The organism is Shewanella schlegeliana (assembly GCF_016765635.1).
In the GTDB taxonomy this organism is placed as follows: domain Bacteria; phylum Pseudomonadota; class Gammaproteobacteria; order Enterobacterales; family Shewanellaceae; genus Shewanella; species Shewanella schlegeliana.
The window spans coordinates 187,894-207,048 of record NZ_JAESVD010000004.1; the positions used below are offsets into that span (position 1 = coordinate 187,894).

17 protein-coding genes are annotated in these 19,155 nt (G+C 44.1%); 5 read left to right on the forward strand and 12 right to left on the reverse strand.

Translation table 11 applies throughout. The features are described 5' to 3' along the window. Positions 1-204: 204 nt before the first annotated feature. Positions 205-1,077: a LysR family transcriptional regulator gene (locus JMA39_RS08565; protein ID WP_202721644.1), complete on the reverse strand. Its 873-nt coding sequence runs from the start codon at positions 1,075-1,077 to the stop codon at positions 205-207. 130 nt (positions 1,078-1,207) lie between these two features. On the opposite strand from JMA39_RS08565, the gene JMA39_RS08570 reads away from it, so the two are divergent. Then, complete coding sequence (locus JMA39_RS08570; protein WP_202721468.1) at positions 1,208-1,690, forward strand: PACE efflux transporter; 483 nt, start codon at positions 1,208-1,210, stop codon at positions 1,688-1,690. Between the two features lie 91 nt (positions 1,691-1,781). Beyond that, complete coding sequence (locus JMA39_RS08575; protein ID WP_202721469.1) at positions 1,782-2,429, forward strand: YidC/Oxa1 family membrane protein insertase; 648 nt, start codon at positions 1,782-1,784, stop codon at positions 2,427-2,429. Positions 2,430-2,682: 253 nt separating this feature from the next. Here the strand turns inward: JMA39_RS08575 and JMA39_RS08580 are convergent, their stop codons facing one another. The 4 genes from JMA39_RS08580 to JMA39_RS08595 form a co-directional block, all read right to left on the reverse strand. Then, positions 2,683-3,939: a peptidoglycan DD-metalloendopeptidase family protein gene (locus JMA39_RS08580; RefSeq protein WP_237732739.1), complete on the reverse strand. Its 1,257-nt coding sequence runs from the start codon at positions 3,937-3,939 to the stop codon at positions 2,683-2,685. 290 nt (positions 3,940-4,229) lie between these two features. Further along, positions 4,230-7,286 carry an AAA family ATPase gene (locus JMA39_RS08585; RefSeq protein WP_202721471.1) on the reverse strand — a complete coding sequence of 1,019 codons (3,057 nt, stop codon included), beginning with the start codon at positions 7,284-7,286 and terminating at the stop codon, positions 4,230-4,232. Next, positions 7,283-8,428 (reverse strand): exonuclease SbcCD subunit D, encoded by a 1,146-nt coding sequence (locus JMA39_RS08590; RefSeq protein ID WP_202721472.1) that lies wholly within the window; start codon positions 8,426-8,428, stop codon positions 7,283-7,285. Before JMA39_RS08590 ends, JMA39_RS08585 begins: the two co-directional genes overlap by 4 nt. 540 nt (positions 8,429-8,968) lie before the next feature. Then, positions 8,969-9,523, reverse strand: a complete 555-nt coding sequence (locus JMA39_RS08595) for a cytochrome b/b6 domain-containing protein (protein WP_202721473.1) — start codon at positions 9,521-9,523, stop codon at positions 8,969-8,971. Between the two features lie 580 nt (positions 9,524-10,103). On the opposite strand from JMA39_RS08595, the gene gadC reads away from it, so the two are divergent. Then, entirely contained in the window at positions 10,104-11,618 is a 1,515-nt protein-coding gene (gene gadC / locus JMA39_RS08600; RefSeq protein ID WP_202721474.1) for a putative glutamine/gamma-aminobutyrate antiporter GadC, read from the forward strand. A gap of 20 nt (positions 11,619-11,638) precedes the next feature. After that, entirely contained in the window at positions 11,639-12,574 is a 936-nt protein-coding gene (glsA, locus tag JMA39_RS08605; RefSeq protein WP_202721475.1) for a glutaminase A, read from the forward strand. Positions 12,575-12,745: 171 nt separating this feature from the next. Here glsA and blaOXA read toward each other — a convergent pair whose 3' ends face one another. Then, a complete protein-coding gene (gene blaOXA, locus JMA39_RS08610; protein ID WP_202721476.1) occupies positions 12,746-13,603 on the reverse strand; it encodes a class D beta-lactamase in 858 nt (285 codons plus the stop codon). Positions 13,604-13,637: 34 nt separating this feature from the next. Continuing rightward, on the reverse strand, positions 13,638-14,417 hold the full coding sequence (locus JMA39_RS08615; RefSeq protein ID WP_202721477.1) for a TSUP family transporter: 780 nt from the start codon (positions 14,415-14,417) through the stop codon (positions 13,638-13,640). A gap of 120 nt (positions 14,418-14,537) precedes the next feature. Between JMA39_RS08615 and gcvA the strand changes: the two genes are divergently transcribed. Continuing rightward, complete coding sequence (gene gcvA / locus JMA39_RS08620; RefSeq protein WP_202721478.1) at positions 14,538-15,437, forward strand: transcriptional regulator GcvA; 900 nt, start codon at positions 14,538-14,540, stop codon at positions 15,435-15,437. 19 nt (positions 15,438-15,456) lie between these two features. Here the strand turns inward: gcvA and JMA39_RS08625 are convergent, their stop codons facing one another. The 5 genes from JMA39_RS08625 to JMA39_RS08645 all read right to left on the reverse strand — a co-directional run bounded on the left by JMA39_RS08625 (position 15,457) and on the right by JMA39_RS08645 (position 19,109). Next, on the reverse strand, positions 15,457-17,430 hold the full coding sequence (locus JMA39_RS08625) for a nuclease-related domain-containing protein (protein WP_202721479.1): 1,974 nt from the start codon (positions 17,428-17,430) through the stop codon (positions 15,457-15,459). Between the two features lie 116 nt (positions 17,431-17,546). Next, positions 17,547-17,933 carry a ribonuclease E inhibitor RraB gene (locus JMA39_RS08630; RefSeq protein WP_202721480.1) on the reverse strand — a complete coding sequence of 129 codons (387 nt, stop codon included), beginning with the start codon at positions 17,931-17,933 and terminating at the stop codon, positions 17,547-17,549. Between the two features lie 19 nt (positions 17,934-17,952). After that, entirely contained in the window at positions 17,953-18,186 is a 234-nt protein-coding gene (locus tag JMA39_RS08635) for an RNA-binding S4 domain-containing protein (protein WP_202721481.1), read from the reverse strand. A 79-nt stretch (positions 18,187-18,265) separates the two neighbouring features. Then, complete coding sequence (locus JMA39_RS08640) at positions 18,266-18,799, reverse strand: GNAT family N-acetyltransferase (RefSeq protein ID WP_202721482.1); 534 nt, start codon at positions 18,797-18,799, stop codon at positions 18,266-18,268. Positions 18,800-18,830: 31 nt separating this feature from the next. After that, on the reverse strand, positions 18,831-19,109 hold the full coding sequence (locus JMA39_RS08645) for a peptidylprolyl isomerase (protein ID WP_202721483.1): 279 nt from the start codon (positions 19,107-19,109) through the stop codon (positions 18,831-18,833). Positions 19,110-19,155 lie beyond the last annotated feature (46 nt).

The window sequence follows — 19,155 nt, forward strand, 5'->3', positions numbered from 1 at the left end:
CCAGTTCGGCATCCTGCCTCTCGTTCGAAGAGTATCTCTTTGAGATACCTCACCCTAAAACCGAAGCCCGCAGCCTTATCGACACCGGATAATTGGCGCCTTCTCTAGGGCTACATCGATTTGGTGCCTATCCCGGAAATGCCCCTTTAATAATGTCAGCCAAGGAGTCATTATTAAACTGCCCCAGCACTTTTTCATACTGAATTAAGTGAATTTCAATGCCTCAAGTAAACGCTCCAACACAGGGCCCGATGAATGGCAGCGTGATACTAAACAACCGTTTGTGGTCAGCCAACCATCTATTTCATGCGCTACAGGTAGATGAACTAACTCCCCTTGTGCGATGAATGGCACTGCCATTTCATCTGGAATAAGTGCCCAGCCCGTTCCTTGGCTTGCTAATTTAGCCAACATATCGTGTCTATTGGCGTACCAAAATTTAGAACTGATGCCATAGCTAAACCACAATTCTTTTTGCGTCGCATTGCGATGCACAATTTGGCGATGCATTTTTAAGTCTGAATCTCGCACAACGGTGAGATTGGCCAGAGGGTGAGTCGGTGACGTAACGTATAAAAAACGTGTTTGACCAAGAGTAAAAAAGTCCATATCTTCTTTTAACTCTCCATCGGAAAAAATGATCCCAACATGCGCTTTGCTGGAGCGAACCAACTCTTCAATATCATAGGTCGAGGCGGTAATCACCTCAAAATGAGTGGTAGGAAATTGCTCTGCCATCATAGAAAGAACTTTCAATATACTTTGCGAAACCAAGCATTCATCAATTGCGATAACCAATTCATTTTCAATGGAGTTATCTAGCGATTCGACCTTTTGATCAAAATATTGTTGTTGGTTTAAAATCGACTTTGCGATAGGCAATAAAGCCTGACCATTACTCGTTAAGCGGGGAATATTTTTATCTCGCAAAAACAGTTCTTGGTTAATCGCTACCTCTAAATTTGCCACTGATTGACTCACGCCAGATTGAGCACGCTTGAGTTTACGTGCAGCGGCAGAAAATGATCCACATTCACACACAGTGACAAAAATTTTAAGTTGCTCGAAACTATACATCATTGGCATCCATGGATAAAAAGCTCACTCAAGGTATCACGAAGTGTGATATCAGTTAACTTTCTTCCTTTTTAAGAATCTGCATAATCTCCGTCTATTAAATTTCAGACATTATTTAATTGAGAGAGTTATGGGGCGATTAGAGCGTCTATTTCACGCAATTACATTTGAAGTGTTAGCTGTATCGCTGTCCGTCATTGGTTTAGCGATTTTTACCGATCACAATGTTAGCAACCTATCAGGAACCATGATAGTCATTGCGACTATCGCGATGATATGGAATGTCATTTTTAACTGGGTATTTGATAAATTCGTACCGGGTCAAAAAGAGAACAGGTCACTTAAAATACGCATTGTACAAGTATTATTATTTGAAGCGGGCTTGTTATTTGCCACGGTTCCTGTAATGGCTTACATACTCAATATCAGCATTTTAGAAGCATTCGCGATGGATATTGGTGTCACTATTTTTATCACCATCTACGCGTTTTTCTTCAACCTTGCTTACGATCATATTCGTGCTTATATCGTTGCAAGACGCTCGCCTACAATGGCAGTCTTTGCTATATCTAAAATTAAACCGTACGGTTTTCGATGCAAAGAGCGTTCATAAAACTCTCGACATAATATGTCGCAACACCATTGATATAATATGTCCCAAGCTTCTAGTATAAATTACAGTCAACTAGGGATAGAGATAAATTATGGAACTTTGGATAAGTTTTACAGACTTGCTAGTACAGGCCATTAGCTTACTAACATCGGAGGTAGGTGTAAGCCAAGGTGCTGCAATCATTCTGCTTACGCTTCTAGTGCGTTTACTTTTCAGCCCTATCAGTTTCTTGGCAATGATAAACAGCTATACAAATAAAACCAAGGTGGCGGCGATAAAGCCTGAGTTAGATAAGCTAAAGTCGGTTTATAAAGACAAGCCAGACGAAATGGCTAAACAAACAATGGCGCTATATCGAAAGCACGATATAAAATTTGTTAGCAAAACCCTTGTAGCGAATGTTTCCAGCCAAGCGATATTCGGATTTGGGATGTTTCAGCTACTTCAAATGGCTATTTTTAACAGTAAATTCGCATGGATTTCCAATATCGCAAAGCCTGATATTGCATTAGCAGTGCTTGTAGGAGTGTTAACCTATTTATCTATGCTTATGATGCCTGGCAGTGCGGAGCAAGCAAGTGCTATATTTTTGCTTATCCCAGCATTGGTAAGTATTGCAGTTTTGCTTACAGCACCTTCAGCCTTGGGTTTATACTGGGCGACTTCAAGTGTATTCGGTGCTTTTCAATCCGTGGTTGTAAACAAATATTGTGTAAAACAGCACAGCAATTTTACCTAAGCTCAAGCTTAAATAACTACGATAAAAATGGATATCTCTGCACCACGAAGCGCCGCGCTTTCAAGAAGAACACCAAGATAGAGGTAATGGACTCCAACGGCTTTAGCGGTTGCCTTTCTTCGTGGCCTCTGTGGTAAGCAGTTTTATCCAAAAATTCTTTAGCTCTGGGTTAAAAAAAGCCATCATTCGATGGCTTTTTATCTATTTCAGGGCGAGACACACTTTATTGAGCTTCATTTGTCTCAAATTGCGCTTAAGCAATGCCCATCATCATCTTTCTGACTTTGACTATCTGACTAAATTCGCTCATCTCTTTAGAAGATAGTTTACTCGCCATGGGGATTTTGGCTTTCATCGAATCCACTGGGCGACCATTGATATGAAATTCATAATGCAAATGCGGCCCCGTTACACGTCCGGTGTTACCTGATAGGGCAATCACTTGACCACGAGATACGCGCTGGCCTTTATGTACTAAGGCTTTTGATAGGTGTAAATAACGAGTGCGGTACTTACTGCCGTGGTCAATTACGATGTACTTACCTGCAAATCGATGATCGGTAACCAAAGAGACGATACCGTCACCGGGTGCGACAATTTTCGTCCCAATCGGTAGCGCGAAATCTGTCCCATTATGGGGGGAATTTCTGCCCGTGACGGGATGGTGACGATTAGGATTAAATCGAGAGCTTATACGATAATTCTTGGTTAAAGGGATCCGCTGGAAAGCACGAGCCAAGCTCTGCCCTTTTTCATCATAAAAGTTACCATCTGTATGTTGATACGCATTGATGCTACTCGAGCCCCTATCTATGGTCACCCCAAGAACTTGACTGTTACCTGTGGCTTCACCATCGATAAACTGATCGTTCATCAAAACCGAAAACTTATCTCCGGCGCGAAGATCACGGGCGAAGTTGAGCTTCTCTTTCAACAAGGACTCAACTCGCTGGATCTCTGCCGCATTAAGACCCATCTTCTTGGCCGAGACATAAAATGATCCATGAATTTGACCTGAGATAGCACGGTCGCGCCAAATGCCTTCGATATTCACTTCATCGACATTAAAAGCGCCATCATCGAAGCGAGTGAATATCACCTGTCTGGCGGCATTAAAGTAAAGCGTTAACTTTTGCAGCTCACCTGCGTCATTCAGCCAAAACTGGATCTTATTGCCTGGCTTTAAGGTGTCTAATGCCAAGACGTTTAAGTCTGCCTCTAATACACGGTGCATGGTCTGCTGATCGACGCCACCTTGCTCAAACAAGCCGCTTAAGGTATCCCCTTTTACGATTACTTTTTGAAATGCAGGCTTTGGCTCTAACAGTTCAACACTGGGAATAGTGACGTTTTGAGATAAAATTGAGTCAATATCGAGCTGAACGGGGACCCTTTGCGGTAGTAGCTCTTGATTACTAGGAAACAAAATAGCAGCACCGACGATGAGTACTGAGCCTAAAAGCACTTTCCGATGAAAAGATGGCAGTCCCGCAAAACGGTTTTTAGACATATTTGAAAAAGAAAATTTACCTGCGCGCAACCTATGCCTCAACTTTCATTATTATGATTATCTATTTGACCGAAAAACCCCGTCAAATCGAGGTTTGATGCCAAGTTATATCAAAAATAATTCAATTTACAAACCGATCTGCTGCACAAATTACTGACTTGGACGATATTACTCGAAACGAGTAGAGTCATCCCCCTGTTAAAGCTGCATGATAAATCATCAACTTTAACAGGAACTAAGGCAGTTATAGCAACCACTCTAATGCGAATATTAGCGGTTGCGATAAGCTGTTATGGCAGGACGATACTCACTTCACTACCGATTGCACTCTTATTGATATCGAGTCGAGTACCTATCTGCTCTTTCATCTCTGAGACATGGGAGATCACCCCAATCATGCGACCCGATGATTGTAGATCCATCAAGGTTCTAACCGCTAAATCCAATGAGTCTTGATCTAGGCTACCAAAGCCCTCATCAATAAACAGGGTATCGAGCTTAATACCGCCCGCATAAGCCTGCACCACATCAGATAAACCTAGCGCCATAGAAAGCGCCGCCATAAAGCTCTCACCACCACTGAGCGTTGCTACAGGGCGCACCTTAGAGGTGTAAGCATCTTCAACTTCTAACTCCAGTCCCGACGCCTTATTGCCCTTGGCTCGATCCTCTTTACGAAGTAAACGGTATCGACCTTTACTCATCAGTTGCAGACGGTGACTCGCCTCAAGCAACACGTCATCAAGCAGTACACTTAGCACAAAGCGCTGTAAGCTAATTTTATTTCCGGTTTGGCCGTTGGCGACCTCGGATAGAGTCCCCACCACGGCATACTCATCCTCAAGCTGCTTGGCTTTGGCATCCGCCTCTTTAAGCTGCTTTTGAGTTTGAGTTAACTGCGTTACACGGCTTTGCAAATGTTGCCACACACTTTCAGCCGTTTGTTGCTCAGTTTGAATACTCTCAAGACGAGTCTCAAGCTCGAGAAGAACAGGCTTATGCTGCCCTGATAACTTCTCATTCAGTTGAGTCAATGTCGTTTGGTTAGCAGTACAATCTTGCTGATATTGGGCTATCTCATTGGCTATTTCACTCAGTGCTTCAGATGAGATTAGCGCCTGTGTTAGTGCCTGTTTATCGCCAAAGCCTGAACTGGCCAATTGCAGATTTAACTCTGATAGCGTCTTGTCACTTTGCTCCCTTGCCTGAGTCACGTTTGCTTGAGCAGCAGCAACGACAGCAGACTGTGCAGAATCTTGCTCCAAGGCTTTGGTGTGATTATGACGAACGGTGTTAATCGCTTGCTGAAGCGCCATGACCTGCGCTTTAGCGCGGTCAATAGCCCCATTGAGTGCATCTAAGCTACGATATTGCTCAGGTATAACGGCACAAGCTTGATCCACCTGCCCCTTGAGGCTTGAAACCTGATCTTGAAACGCCTGAAATCGCTCTCGCTCCGCCTCGAGCTTTACTTGCTGTTCTCGCTCTGCTGCCTGCCAACCTTGTATTTGGCTTCTGAGCTGAGTTAACTGCTGAGCAGCACTATTGGCCTGGTTTAGCTGTTGCTGTAACTGCTGTAATTGTAGCTGTAGGTTCTCAATGGATTGAGCACTACTGTCACTAATGCGTTGCAACAACTCATCTACACGCTTTAACTGCTCTTGATGCTTAGTCTTTAACCCTGAATATTCTGATTTTGCTTGGTTAAGCGCATCATTTGCCGACTCTTCATTACGCTGCGCTTGTTGTAGCTCCTCCTCCGTTGGCAGTTGCTCTGCACTTTGAGCAGGATGTGGGTGCTCACTGCTACCACATACTGGGCACGGCTGGCCTGGATTAAGCTGCAAGGCTAAGCTTGCAGCCTGACCACGATGCCATACCAGTTGCAACTGTTTGTTTCTGGTCTGCGTTTCAATAAAACGAGCGCGCAGTTGCTGGCCTTTTTCCATGACCTGTAATAGCGCTTGCTCAGTTTGACTGGCATCATTGCCTGCTTGTTGCCACTGGCCGTAGCGCTCAATCAAATCATGTTGAGCCGTAACAGCTTGCTGAGCATTAACCTGCTCAGCCGCAACTTGCTCAAGCTGAGGGAGAAGCTGCTCTGCCGCGAGTTTTTCGACTGCTAGAGCCTCTATGCTTGCCCTCTCTTTAAGACCTTTCTCTCTCGCTTGATCGCGTTCAATCGTTGCCTGAGTCAATGCTTTTTGCAGGCCATCTAATCCTTGTAGCTGAGGCACTAACTGGATTAATGTTTGCTCGCTATGTTGGGCTTGAAGCAGTTGTTGCTCTTGCACTGGCAGAGTATCAAATTGTGCCTGACTCTGTGCCAGCGCTTGCTCGCTTAGTCGCTTAGCAGCCTGCACTTGAGTCAGATTCGTCTCTGCTTGAGCGGCCTCCGTTTCGCGCGCCAAAGACACATCTAACACAGGTTTTAACTGCAGTGCCTTTTGACCACTTTCAAACTTGTGCTGGCGTTGAGCGATAACGGCCTTATGCTGCTGCAACTGGACTGCCGTTTGCTTAAGTTTATCTAACGCCTCAAAGTCACTGGTTAGCAACTTGGCCGACTCAAACTGCTTATTGGCATCGATTAAGCCAAGTTTCGCCTGCTCTTTAGCCTCTAACGCTTGAGCAAGCTTAGGCTCGAGCTCGATAAGCTCGTTATGTAGCGCCTCATCAGACTCAAGCTCGATATTGTGAAGCATGCCATCACGTTTATTGCGGTGATCCCGCACTTCATTCTTAATCGCTGCGGCTTGAAACTTTAGCTTATCTTCAATTTTGCGGTAAATTTGCGTTTGGAAAAGCTGACTAAAGATCTTCTCTCTGTCTTTTGAGTCTGCCATCAGCAACTCACGGAACTTGCCCTGTGGCAACACCATCACCTGACGGAACTGATCGGCATCGAGGCCCGTTAGTGTCTCTATTTCGGCAGTGGCCTCAGAGACCTTACTTGCCACCAGCAAATGCTCTGTGCCATCACTGTCTATACGGAAAAGCTGGGCTTCAGGCTTTTGTACCGTGTAACCATCACCACTTTTTTTAGATCGCTGCTGCTCCGGCACGCGGCGGATGCGGTACTGCTTCTCACCCAGCGCAAAGCTGAATGTGACTTCGGTTAGCAAACGATCTTGCGCTAAGTCGCAGCGCATCTGGCTGCCCTCACGCTCATCACCTGTGGTTTTACCATAAAGGGCGAAACAGATAGCATCTAACAGTGTGGTCTTACCCGCCCCTGTGGGGCCGTTGATTAAGAACAGAGGATTAGAGCCTAACGCGGAAAAGTCGATATTTTGCGTCGATGCAAAAGGGCCAAATGCGGACATCTCAAGGGTAATAGGTCTCATGATGTGCGCTCCGCTTTATGTAACTCATCGATAGCTGCACTCATAGCTTGCTGCTGCGCCTCTGTCATTGTTTCACCCGACACTTGGCTAAAGAAATCGGTAAACATATCTAGCTCACCCTTTTTGATATGATCTCGGTTTAGCTCTACTTTGCCGTTCTCTCTCATCAAGCCTGTACGTTCTAGATGCAGTACATTCGGGTACATGCTTCTCAGCTTGCCCATGGCGTCTAAGATGGCAGTTTTATCACTCAGCCTCACCATCAGGTAATCTTCACGATTAATATCGGTTTTGCCTAGCTCAAGTAACTCAGCTAATTCACCTTCGATAATGCGCACATCTCGCATTGCCTTTAAGGGCAGTAACTCGAAACTTGCTTTGCCGTCACCGTCTAGCTCAACTAAAGTCACTGACTTGTTTTGATGCTGCTCACTGAAGGAGTATTTGAGCATTGAACCGGAATATCTAACATGCTCAGCGCCTTTGTATTGCGGGCCATGCAGATGCCCTAACGCCGTGTAGCTATATGGAGTAAATAGTTTTGGTGAGATCTTATCAGCGCCACCAATACTCAGTGGGCGCTCCGATTCAGACTCACTACCGCCATCGAGAAAACAGTGGCTGACAACAACTTTGGGTAAGCCTTTACTATCGTGCTCATCAACCTGCTCAAGCAGTTTCGCCATCGCCTGTTCATGGGTGCTCACATCACAGCCAAACACCTGACGCACAGTCGCGGGATCGGCATAGGGCAGGCCGTAAAACAGAGCGCCCCCCGCTTTACCGTTAAGCTCGATGGCTCTAACGTCTTTTGTCAAGGGACCTATGATATGTAAACCGCTATCATTCATCTGCCGAGAAGCAAAACCCAAACGTTCATGGCCATCATGATTTCCCGCAATCATGATCAGCGGGATCTTAAGCTCATTGACCAAGCGATTGACCACTTCATCCAATAAGGCTACTGCATTAGCAGGAGGCACGGATCTATCGTAGATATCACCCGCAACCACCACCGCATCGACACTATGCTCGGTAGCAAGTTCGATAATCTGATTGAGAACAAAGCGCTGATCATCGAGCAGGCTCTGGTTATGAAGTTGTCTGCCGATGTGCCAGTCAGAAGTATGGATAAATTTCATGCTTTCTCGTTTAAAAATGAGGAGGATACGGCTGAGTGTCTGTGTAGACTTTCCGTTTCGATAATAGTAAGAAAACCGAACCATTTACACAATAGCCCATAACAGACAGTTAAATTAAGTGAGACGTTATACTTCATCAATGGACAGCGTATTTCACTCATTTTTGAACGAAATCTAGTGATTGAGCAAATAGAGTACGATTTCACCAAGCGACTGCCAATATGCTAGTCAAAGCGCCTTCTGTCTATATGTGCAAAATGTAGCAAAAATGCGAGCTGGCATCGCTATTATTAGCGAAGAAGTGATAAAGGCTTACGTTGAAAGTTAACGCTAATAATCTATGCAGGCGACAATGCTTTCAAAGCTCTTAAAGCACGTGGCAAATATGAGCTGAACACTACATGTTGTAAAAGCTTATCTACAGTTCTTCTAGATAAACACAATGTCTAAAAGCATGTTTATCTATTACTAAAAATAGCCAGATTCTGTTTCGGAGTCTGAGCTATAGCTAAAAAACCTCAAAGTCACGATAGCTTGAGCCTATTCACGCCACCATTTGAAGAGATGCAGCAATGCAAATGCGCCATGAGCAAAGAAATAAATCTGAATAAATGTCACTGCGAGCTTATGGACTGATAAAAGTAATTCGTTCGGTCCACTTATATTGACCACCAAAAACCACATAGCACCAGTAACTAAGGCTAACAATAGAGCGAGCAGCCCTAGGCCCTCAACGCTTGCAGCTAATCCTGCGGGTTTGGGCTCTGGGAGGCTCCCTTTTAACAAGGATTCAGCATCCTCTTTAATCCCCTCATACCGCCCAAACAGCCATGGATAAAGATCGAATAATCTACGCCTCATAATGACTTTTATCGCAAAAATAATGCCGAGAGGCAGTAGCACTATCCCAAGGTATATGTGAATAAATGCAAGTTCTGCAATTTTATTTAGCGGTGTATCCCCATGCACATGCATTAAAGAACTAGAAATCAGCTGAAGTAGTACTCCAATCATGACAACAAAATGCAGGCTCTTCTCAATAAAAGGCAGAGACTTAAAAAGCTCTCTTATTCCTTGTTTTAATTTTTTATTCATACTTCAATTTTATCAACTTAATAGCTAACAGTACTATGGTTAGGTTAGTCGTGATTTAGCTTCAATGCCTAACAAATCAGCAGCTAAATACTACAGTAAAGATCAGGTTCAATTTATCCAGTCTACTTTCAACGATAGGCTCTTTTACTTGAGGCTGATTAAACAAACAGCAATCCACAAAAAAACATGCGATTTCTGTATTCATTCGCGCAATTTTGAGACCTAGATCACACTTCCATTTCCAGAGTTAATTAACAATTGTATCAATCTTTTGCGCTCAGCTTTGAAGCCCATTAGAGCATAAAATGAAAAGAGTCGCTCCAGATACATAGCAAGTCTTTAGTTTTTACCGGACTTTACATGCGTTCATATAATGATGTAGAGCAAAAAATTATTTTCAATACATGTGCTACTTTTTAAATAGTGGTTTTTTATTTAATAAAGCAGCAGATCATGAAGTAAACAGAAAAACACTACATAACAACTACCTAAATCACTTGTCTAGCTAAGCAACGCTTATCCTAGCAGCGCTATGCAGCAATCAATTTAGAATGAATTAATACATTTTTGAGAGAAAAGTATGAAACAAACAGAAAAGAAAGGGATCAGCATATTTGCCTTAGCAATGCTAAATGTTGTTGCTGTGGTGAGTTTGCGAGGATTACCAGCTGAAGCAGAGTATGGTTTAAGCTCGATATTTTACTATATTTTTGCTGCCATTGTTTTTTTAGTGCCAGTCTCTTTAGTCGCAGCCGAACTCGCAACGGGTTGGTCAGAAAAAGGAGGGGTATTCCGCTGGGTGGGTGAGGCATTTGGCCCTAAACTAGCCCTCATTGCCATCTTCATGCTTTGGATTGAGGTGACGGTTTGGTTCCCAACAGCGTTAACTTTTGGTTCAGTCTCTCTTGCGTTTATGGGGCCAAATCAAACTTGGGATCAATCCTTATCTGAAAATAAGTTCTTTGTTCTCAGCATTGTGCTTGCCATTTATTGGCTAGCAACATTTGTCGCCCTACGCGGTACTGAAGCCTTCTCAAAACTCGCAAAATGGGGTGGTTTGATAGGTACAGTGATTCCAGGTGTGATTCTTATCGTATTAGGCTTTTCATATCTTTTTGCCGGTAATACTCCACAAATCGAGTTAGCTTGGAAAGATGTTATTCCCGATTTCTCAAACTTTAATAACGTTGTTCTTGCTGCCAGTATTTTCCTCTTCTATGCCGGTATGGAAATGAATGCCATCCATGTGAAAGAAGTCGATAATGCCCCTAGAAATTACCCAATTGCAATCGGTATTGCAGCATTAGGCACCGTGCTTGTTTTTGTTCTAGGTACACTGGCAATTGCTTTTGTTATTCCTCAGTCAGAGATTAACCTAACGCAAAGCTTATTAGTGGCCTATCACGACATGTTTGTTTGGGCAGGAATTGGCTGGGCAGCGCCTGTTATGGCCGCTTGTTTAGCACTTGGTGTATTAGCCGGTGTCGTTGGCTGGGTTGCAGGTCCATCTTCAGCACTGCTGGTTGTGGCAAAAGGCGGTTACCTTCCTCGTTTTTGGCAGCAAACCAATAAACATGGTATGGCTACGCACATCATGATGGCACAGGCACTGCTAGTAACCTTAATTTCAACGGTTTTTGTGGTTCTCCCCTCTGTACAGGCTGCTTACCAAATCTTGAGTCAGCTAACGATTGTACTGTATCTCATTATGTACTTGATGATGTTTGCTGCAGCTATTTATTTACGCTATAGCCAGCCTAATCGTCCACGCCCTTATAAAATACCTGGTGGAAGTCTCGGTATGTGGTTGATTGCAGGCTTAGGCTTTATTGGCTCATTAACTGCGTTCCTATTTTCATTCATTCCCCCATCACAAATCGCAGTCGGTAGCCCTGAAACCTTTGTAGCAATCTTGGTTATTCTCACTATCGTCTTTGTCTCTCTGCCCTTAGTTATTTATAAAGCGCGTAAACCTCACTGGCGTGATCCTGAAGTGACAGATTTTGCACCTTTCACTTGGGAAATTGAGGAGAAACACCCTGGGGTGATTAACCCATCAGATAAAGTCACTCACACTTTACATCAACCTAACTAAGCTGCAGACGAGGATAAATAATGGTCTCTTTAGCCGATGTTATGCAACAAGCATATGAAAAGTACAAAGGTAAGCATGGTGGAAAAAATGCCTCTTATATACCGTACTTGGCACAAGTGCCTTCAGAGCTAACCGGAATCGCTTTTGTATCAGTTGACGGTGAAGTCACCGCCTTTGGTGACAGCAGCTATCACTTTGCAATTGAGTCAATTTCAAAGGTCATTACCCTAGCCCTAGCAATAGAAGAGTCGGGAAGTGAAGCGGTCCACAGTAAAATTGGTGCCGACCCGACAGGGCTACCTTTCAACTCAGTCCTTGCGCTAGAGATGCACAATGGTAAGCCGCTCACACCGCTAGTTAATGCCGGTGCAATTGCAACAGTGAGCTTAATTAAGGCGGATGACAAGGAGCAACGCTGGCAAAAGATTCTAGATTGCCAGTCACGCTTCACTAACAGTGCTACGCAACTATCGGATGAAGTTAATCAATCTGAACAGACGACGAATACCCACAATCAGGCGATCTCTTTACTCTTAAAATCAGCAGGAAATATGTATAGTGACCCGCTTGAAGCCTGTGATGTTTATACTCGTCAATGTTCAACTTTAATTAACTGTGTTGAGCTAGCAACAATGGGGGCAACTCTTGCCAATGGTGGGTTTAATCCCTGTAGCAAGCAGACGGTTATCCACTCAAAAAACGTACCTCATATTCTTGCGGATATGATGATGGAAGGGCTATACGAACGTTCGGGAGACTGGGCTTATGATGTAGGAGTTCCCGGTAAGAGTGGCGTGGGTGGCGGCCTTGTTGCTGTTATCCCTAATGTTGGCGCCCTTGCAACCTTCTCACCACCTTTAGACCCAGCAGGCAATAGCGTTAAAGGACAGCTGATGATCAAACATATCTGCCGTTCAATGGGCTGGAATATGTTTAATACTCAGATTGAGCAATAGCCCTATCCTGCCATGATTAAGAGAGTGCCTCACAAGCACTCTCATTATTTCTAATTACATCACGAACTACAAACAAAGCATCTAGCTAAGTATCAGACTATCGTTAATGGGTCCTCTTATTTCACCGAAATATTTACCCTTTAGTTAGTAACGACAATAGAGTCAAAAGTGTTAATTAGCAGGTAAGGCTTCAATTGATTTCAAAACCTCTCGCACTATTGCTTCACGTTTATAGAGATCTTTCATTCTGTTTGGCGTGTCAATATTAAGCGCAAAAAACACCGGCCCAGTTGGCCACTCTACCCAGCCAACCCACCAGCCATAATCTCCTTGCCAGCCTGTCTTCGCCCGTAATATCCAATTTTTACCCGCCTCATTAATCATAATATCTTTAACCAGACGCTGGTTGGCTAGCTCAAAAGGCAACTCGTTACGGTATAAGCCTTGCAAAAACTCAACTTGCTCAACCGCCGAAATGGCAAGCTTGCCATCTATCCAGTAACTGTCACTGTTTTCGATGACTTTATCAAAGCTCGGATCAGCATTGCCATAATCGATTGAGGTTAAATATTGCTTAGCTTTGACTTCGCCTAATTGTTTTGCAAAATCATCATAGACCCACACTGCAGAATTGCGCATGGCTGAGCGCAGAGTCTGATCTTGATTGTGCGGCGTGAAACTTCTTTTTACTCCATCCCATTTAAACGTTTGAAACTCATCCTTGACTAACTTAGCATCCAAAGCGAATAGCGAGTGTGGAATTTTAAAGGTCGATGCAGGTGAAAACCGCTGCAGAGCACGCTCATGATCAACAACCCATCGCTTGGCTTTAAAGCCTCGCTCATCTAGCACGACTAACGTCCCCTTAGCGTCATACTGGCTGAAATATTGTTGCCAATCAGGGCGCTCATCAAGTGCCGCTGACACCTTAAAAGGCGAGCTAAGTAGAACCACTAGCGGGAGCAAAAGACGTACTAAACAACTCAAATTGTTTTTTGTCTTTATATAGCTAGGTATGGGCACACTCATCAAAAAGTCATCCTTAACAATATTCTGCATTTTTTTATAGCCAAGCAAATAGATCGTACTGTGCTGATAAAAGTTTCACACTCATGGCTATCGACATAATCACCACTAATGGTTTAATAATTTTGGATCCCTTGGTAAGCACAAGCCGAGAACCCAGTGTTGCGCCTATGGCTTGACCAACAAGCATAATACCACCCAACATCCAGAACACCTTACCACCTATGGCGAAGAAAATAAGTGAGGCGATATTGGTGGAGAAGTTTAGGATTTTGGCGTGAGCCGTCGCTTTTGCGAGGCCGTAACCAGCAAGGGAGACAAATGCTAAGGCAAAGAAACTCCCCGTTCCCGGCCCAAAGAAGCCATCATAGAAACCGACACCTAAGGCTGCTGTAAAAGCAAATAGGCCAGGCGTCAGCAGTTGCTGTTTATCATCTTCGCTGATTTTTTTAGAAAATAGGAAATATGCGCCGATGGCTAACATCAAAAACGGTAGGAACACCTCTAAGAATGCGGTATCGATCATCTGGACCGCAATGGTGCCTAATGCTGCGCCCACAAATGCACAGCCAATACTGAGCTTCATATCACTGAGTTTAACCATGCCTTTACGCACAAAATAGAAGCTGGCAAAAAAGCTACCGCCACAAGCTTGAAGCTTATTGGTCGCCAACGCTACCGTTGGAGGAAGACCTGCCCACAGCAATGCGGGAATCGTTAGCAATCCGCCCCCTCCAGCTATCGCATCGATAAAACCTGCCAGCATGGCAACAAAGAACAGCAGTGCAATAAGCTCAAAAGTTAGATCTAAAGTCATGATTAAATTAGCTGAAAAATTAAGTGTCGCTATTAGACGTGGTTTGCAGTTAAAACTCAAAGGAGTTATTGTTCTGCTTAAGTGAGATTTTCTCACATCAAACAATTTAAGGCCATTCTAATGTACTCCCATCTTCCGCCGTTAAATGCACTGAGAGCCTTCGAAGCATCGGCTCGACTCATGAGCTTTACCCTTGCAGGAAAAGAACTATTTGTCACTCACGGTGCAATAAGTAAGCAGGTAAAGTTGCTGGAAGACTATGTCGGGATGTCGTTATTTATCAGGCAACACCGTAGCCTTAAACTCACCGATGAAGGAGAGCGCTACTTCACTAACGTACAAGTGGCGCTGCAAACCATTAATAATGCCACCAGTGACCTAATTACTCAGCCCTTACGCACGCAAACCTTAGCCATTAATGTATTGCCGAGTCTAACCATTAGTTGGCTTATTCCAAGAATGGAAGAGTTTAAGTCTCGCTACCCACACCTCTATGTGGATCTATCTATCGGTGATTTTGAGGTGGATTTTAACAAGGTTAATTATGATATCGCCATTCGCAGCAGCACAACGCTGCCTAAGGCGGCAAATGTCATGACCCTGATGGATGAAGACTTGTGTTTAGTCTGCGCTTCAGAGCTAGCAAGCCAACTCCAAACACTTGATGACATCAACTCGATGACACTATTGCAGCACACCACGCGTCCTGAGCTTTGGCAGCTATGGGCCAACAGTGTTGGCGTAAAGCTTACAACGGAAAAGAAATTTGGTGTAGAACACTTCTATATGCTTAGCCAAGCAGCCGTAAGTGGTATGGGGGTAGCTTTGATCCCACGATTTTTTATTGAAGATGAACTCAAATCCGGCAGGCTAGTGCTCCCATTTGATGCCGATTTAAATACAAAGTTCACTAGCCCCTACCGCTATTACTTACTCACTCCGAAATCGAGCAACCTGCCTTTAAAAGTGCAATCCTTTATAGACTGGTTACTCGAACTGTTTGCGCCATATCGTCATTAATTTACGCATAAACAGAAGGTTAGATAATCTCTTTATCAGCTAAGTCGAACATCTCCAGATAGTTCATCCCCGAATGCACGCTTAAGTCGAAATTGAGCACTTTATAACAAACATCATAAAGTGCTTCACCAAACCACTCGCGGTCAAAGGCTTCTAGTGCCTTAATCATCCCTTGCTGACATAAGTCACCTTTCAGACTATCGGGTGCCATTGCATCGATAAAGCTGGCAACGAGACCATAAAGATCTTTTTCTGCATCACCTTCAACTTCCCAAAGCGTCGGATCGGCATACTGACAAGCGTAATGACTCGCAGCGATATCAAGCCCAATACCAAAGTTCACCAAAATAGCTTTATTAGGGTTACAGATAATATTCTTAGGACAGATAGCACCATGATAGATATCCATCTGATGCATATACTGTAACCCTGTTAGCAGCTGAGTAAACCACATTAAAGGCTGTCCAAGTTGGATCTCCTCGAGCTCGTCAATCGATACCCCATACTCCCAGGCCCTTGCAATAAATAGCTTCTCACTTTGAGGCAGTTGCCCAAACGCGAGTACCTTTTCAATATGAGGATGATATACCTTAGCGAGACTGCGATAGGTATTACTTAGCATCGGCCAGTTTGCTTCGACTTTACTATAGATTGACATACCACACTGATATTGCCCCTGCATATGGGTGGCACGCCAAAACTGACTGCTCTCGGTGGCGGCAATAAACTGCTCTAGCTTAAAGTGATGATCGACTATCGCACCTGCGGTAATTTCAACTTTTTCAGGCACCGTATCACAAACACCGTGATCGATTAGCGCAGACAAGTCACTGCGCAGCGCATCAAGATCTGTTGTACTGCCAACGACCGCCTCACGATACCATTGATAAATTCTAGGCTGCTGTGTCTGCTCGGCGATCGCCAGAAAACCTTCGGCGTAAGCCTTGATATCTTCACTAGTGCTGACACTGTCTTTAATATCGATAAACTCGACATCTCCCATATCAGAAACAAAGATACAGTTACTTGTCCAGCCTCCTACTGTAAAACCACGGCGATGGATCTGCTGTAGCCCGGTAACACTTCGGCGCAATATCTCAAGTAGCTGGTAAGTCGTCTTCTGCTCTGACTCGAGCACATTAAGCGGTACACCACGCGGCATACGGATAGGAAGTACTAACTGCTCACCATCTTGAATAAGCGGTGCACAATAGGGGACACCACAGCAACCAGACAGAGACTGCAGTCGCAAGAACTCACGTCGAAGCTGAGCCTCGTGAGCCTCGGACTGCTCACTGTCATTAAACTGTGTAGGGATCAGCACTTTCAACAACCAAGGTGCGGTCCACTCGCCAGGATTATACTCAGCCTGCCAAACCTCGAGACCACTCTGGATAAACAGACACTTGAGCTTAGTAAAATCCTGGATCTTATTATTACGCTGTTCAACGATAGCCACCTGGCCTATGGTTTCAAGCACTAACTCTTTTTGGGTCTCGGTGACTTGATGCTTTTTCGGTGCAGTAAGTCCCCACTCCGTCGTTAGCGCAGCGACAATCTGCTTTGGGGTATAGATGCTGAGCGAGCCCTGTTGTTTTTCAAGCTCAATCTCCTCGCCCTTGCGTCCAGTAACGAATACCATTCCTTGGCACCAAGGCGCATAAACACCCACTGGAATTTTATGCTTGACGTTACCCGCCAAAACGCGTGCAACGTAGTTAGCCTTAGCGAGACTATTATCAACTTCACGACCATCCAGAGACCACGCATGCAAACCTGCATCTAATCGTCCGATATAGCCCTTTACATCGACAACGTATACTCCCCACTCACCAATAACTAGCGCATCGACCTCCATGGCTTGACCGGATTTTGTTGGGATCTCAACATTGGTCAGTAGGATATAATCTTCTGGTAGTTCATCGGCTAACAGGGAAAATGCCCAACGCTCAGCATCGTTAACCGGTGTGCCAAAACTTATCATTCTTGCCATTCTTTTCTCCTTCGGTGGCAATTTTTTCCTATTGGACTGTTGATATTCTTAACTTTCGCACACAAAAAAGCCACTAATATAAGTGGCTTATTTTAAAAATGATTTTAAGTGTTGATTTAGTGCTTACAACCATCGCCGCACTCATGTGCGTCATCGGCAAAATCATCATCGCCTTCTTGATGTTGCATCACTCCCCAACCGTCGGTGACACCACCAAACTCTTGGGCAAATTCATGTAAACTTAACTCTTGCTCTACGACTGCATCATACTCAGGAACCATATTTAAGCAAACGATCAATTCCCACTTACCTGAGTCATCGTTAAGTAGTAGCTCAACTTCGCCTTCAAGATCAGACTTACCAATCTCTTCAAGTGCAGACTCTGCATCGCGTTGATCATCAAAAACTAAAAAGAAGTCGACATCGAGTGCTACCGATAGATCGATACCAGCATCGGCCATAGCTTCAAGCATTTTGCCATTGTCATCATCTGGAAACTGCATGTTAATCCTCTCTTCTTTCTTATGCGCTAGCGATAATTTTCACGCTTTCACCATTAAAGCTGACGACTTCACCGGCAACCACTTTCTTGCGTTTGCGGGTTTCAACTTCGCCATTCACTGTCACTTGCCCTTCAGAAATAACATGCTTGGCTTCGCCACCAGCACTCAACATTCCTTGAACTTTCAAGACCTTGTATAACTCGATGTATTCTTCACCTGACTTTAATGTCAACGTTGGAGCATCTGAACTCACGGGATTTCACCTTAAATAATCAAAACTGGCGCTATTATAGCACCCAAACCTTCACAGAAGTGTGCGCTTTATTCTGTGACTAGCCTCTTTCTGCGGCTAATAATCCAAATATACAATCGTCAAACCATTGTTCACCGATTTTACAATTCTCACGTAACAGGCCTTCACGCTTGAAACCACACTTTTCCAGTACTTTGGTTGAAGCAATATTTTGCTCAATGCAGTAGGCGATAAATTTATGTGGCTTATAAGATAAACAAGCCCAATCGATGATGGCTTGCAAGCTTTCACTGGCATAACCTCGCCCATGAGCGCTTGGGTGGAGCATATAGCCAACTTGCATTTGCCCCATTTCGGCATCGCTATTTTGTAAGCCAATAAAACCGATAAAATCTTGTGTATGGGCATCCTCAATAATTGTGAGTAACCACTCGCCTTCACAAAACTGTCGATTTTCTAAAACACGCTCGAACTTCTCTCGTATTACTGATTCTGACTGAGGCTTACGTACAAACTCATTTAGTTGTTCACTTGAATGAGTATATAGAAAGTTGCCCCAGTCTCCTGGAGTAACTGTTCTTAGTCTGAGTCTATCGGTATACAGTTCGAGCATGTTAATTCCTCTAAAACAAACTAAGCAAGATTTAGCCTCTGCTTGTTACTTCTAGAAGGTGGTAACCAAACTGAGTCTTAACTGGACCTTGAACTTCGTTCAACGGTGCGCTAAATACCACTTCATCAAACTCTCTTACCATCATACCTGGGCCAAATGAACCTAAGTCGCCGCCTTGAGCCGAAGATGGGCAAGATGAGTTAGCTTTAGCTACATCACCAAAATCAGCACCATCAAGGATCTGCTGCTTAAGTTCTAGACACTTCTCTTCGGTATCTACTAGTAGGTGTCTTGCAGTTGCTTGTACCATGGTTTTCTCCAAAAATTAAATGTACTGCCTTTTAGGCAAAATAAAA

Coding starts and splice junctions, on each gene's coding strand:
- JMA39_RS08570 (WP_202721468.1), top strand. CDS start 1,208: ATGGGGCGATTAGAGCGTCTATTTCACGCAATTACATTTGAAGTGTTA.
- JMA39_RS08615 (WP_202721477.1), bottom strand. CDS start 14,417: ATGACTTTAGATCTAACTTTTGAGCTTATTGCACTGCTGTTCTTTGTT.
- JMA39_RS08630 (WP_202721480.1), bottom strand. CDS start 17,933: ATGCAGTTTCCAGATGATGACAATGGCAAAATGCTTGAAGCTATGGCC.
- JMA39_RS08595 (WP_202721473.1), bottom strand. CDS start 9,523: ATGAATAAAAAATTAAAACAAGGAATAAGAGAGCTTTTTAAGTCTCTG.
- JMA39_RS08640 (WP_202721482.1), bottom strand. CDS start 18,799: ATGCTCGAACTGTATACCGATAGACTCAGACTAAGAACAGTTACTCCA.
- gadC (WP_202721474.1), top strand. CDS start 10,104: ATGAAACAAACAGAAAAGAAAGGGATCAGCATATTTGCCTTAGCAATG.
- JMA39_RS08575 (WP_202721469.1), top strand. CDS start 1,782: ATGGAACTTTGGATAAGTTTTACAGACTTGCTAGTACAGGCCATTAGC.
- JMA39_RS08590 (WP_202721472.1), bottom strand. CDS start 8,428: ATGAAATTTATCCATACTTCTGACTGGCACATCGGCAGACAACTTCAT.
- glsA (WP_202721475.1), top strand. CDS start 11,639: ATGGTCTCTTTAGCCGATGTTATGCAACAAGCATATGAAAAGTACAAA.
- JMA39_RS08585 (WP_202721471.1), bottom strand. CDS start 7,286: ATGAGACCTATTACCCTTGAGATGTCCGCATTTGGCCCTTTTGCATCG.
- JMA39_RS08580 (WP_237732739.1), bottom strand. CDS start 3,939: ATGTCTAAAAACCGTTTTGCGGGACTGCCATCTTTTCATCGGAAAGTG.
- JMA39_RS08565 (WP_202721644.1), bottom strand. CDS start 1,077: ATGTATAGTTTCGAGCAACTTAAAATTTTTGTCACTGTGTGTGAATGT.
- JMA39_RS08645 (WP_202721483.1), bottom strand. CDS start 19,109: ATGGTACAAGCAACTGCAAGACACCTACTAGTAGATACCGAAGAGAAG.
- gcvA (WP_202721478.1), top strand. CDS start 14,538: ATGTACTCCCATCTTCCGCCGTTAAATGCACTGAGAGCCTTCGAAGCA.
- blaOXA (WP_202721476.1), bottom strand. CDS start 13,603: ATGAGTGTGCCCATACCTAGCTATATAAAGACAAAAAACAATTTGAGT.
- JMA39_RS08625 (WP_202721479.1), bottom strand. CDS start 17,430: ATGGCAAGAATGATAAGTTTTGGCACACCGGTTAACGATGCTGAGCGT.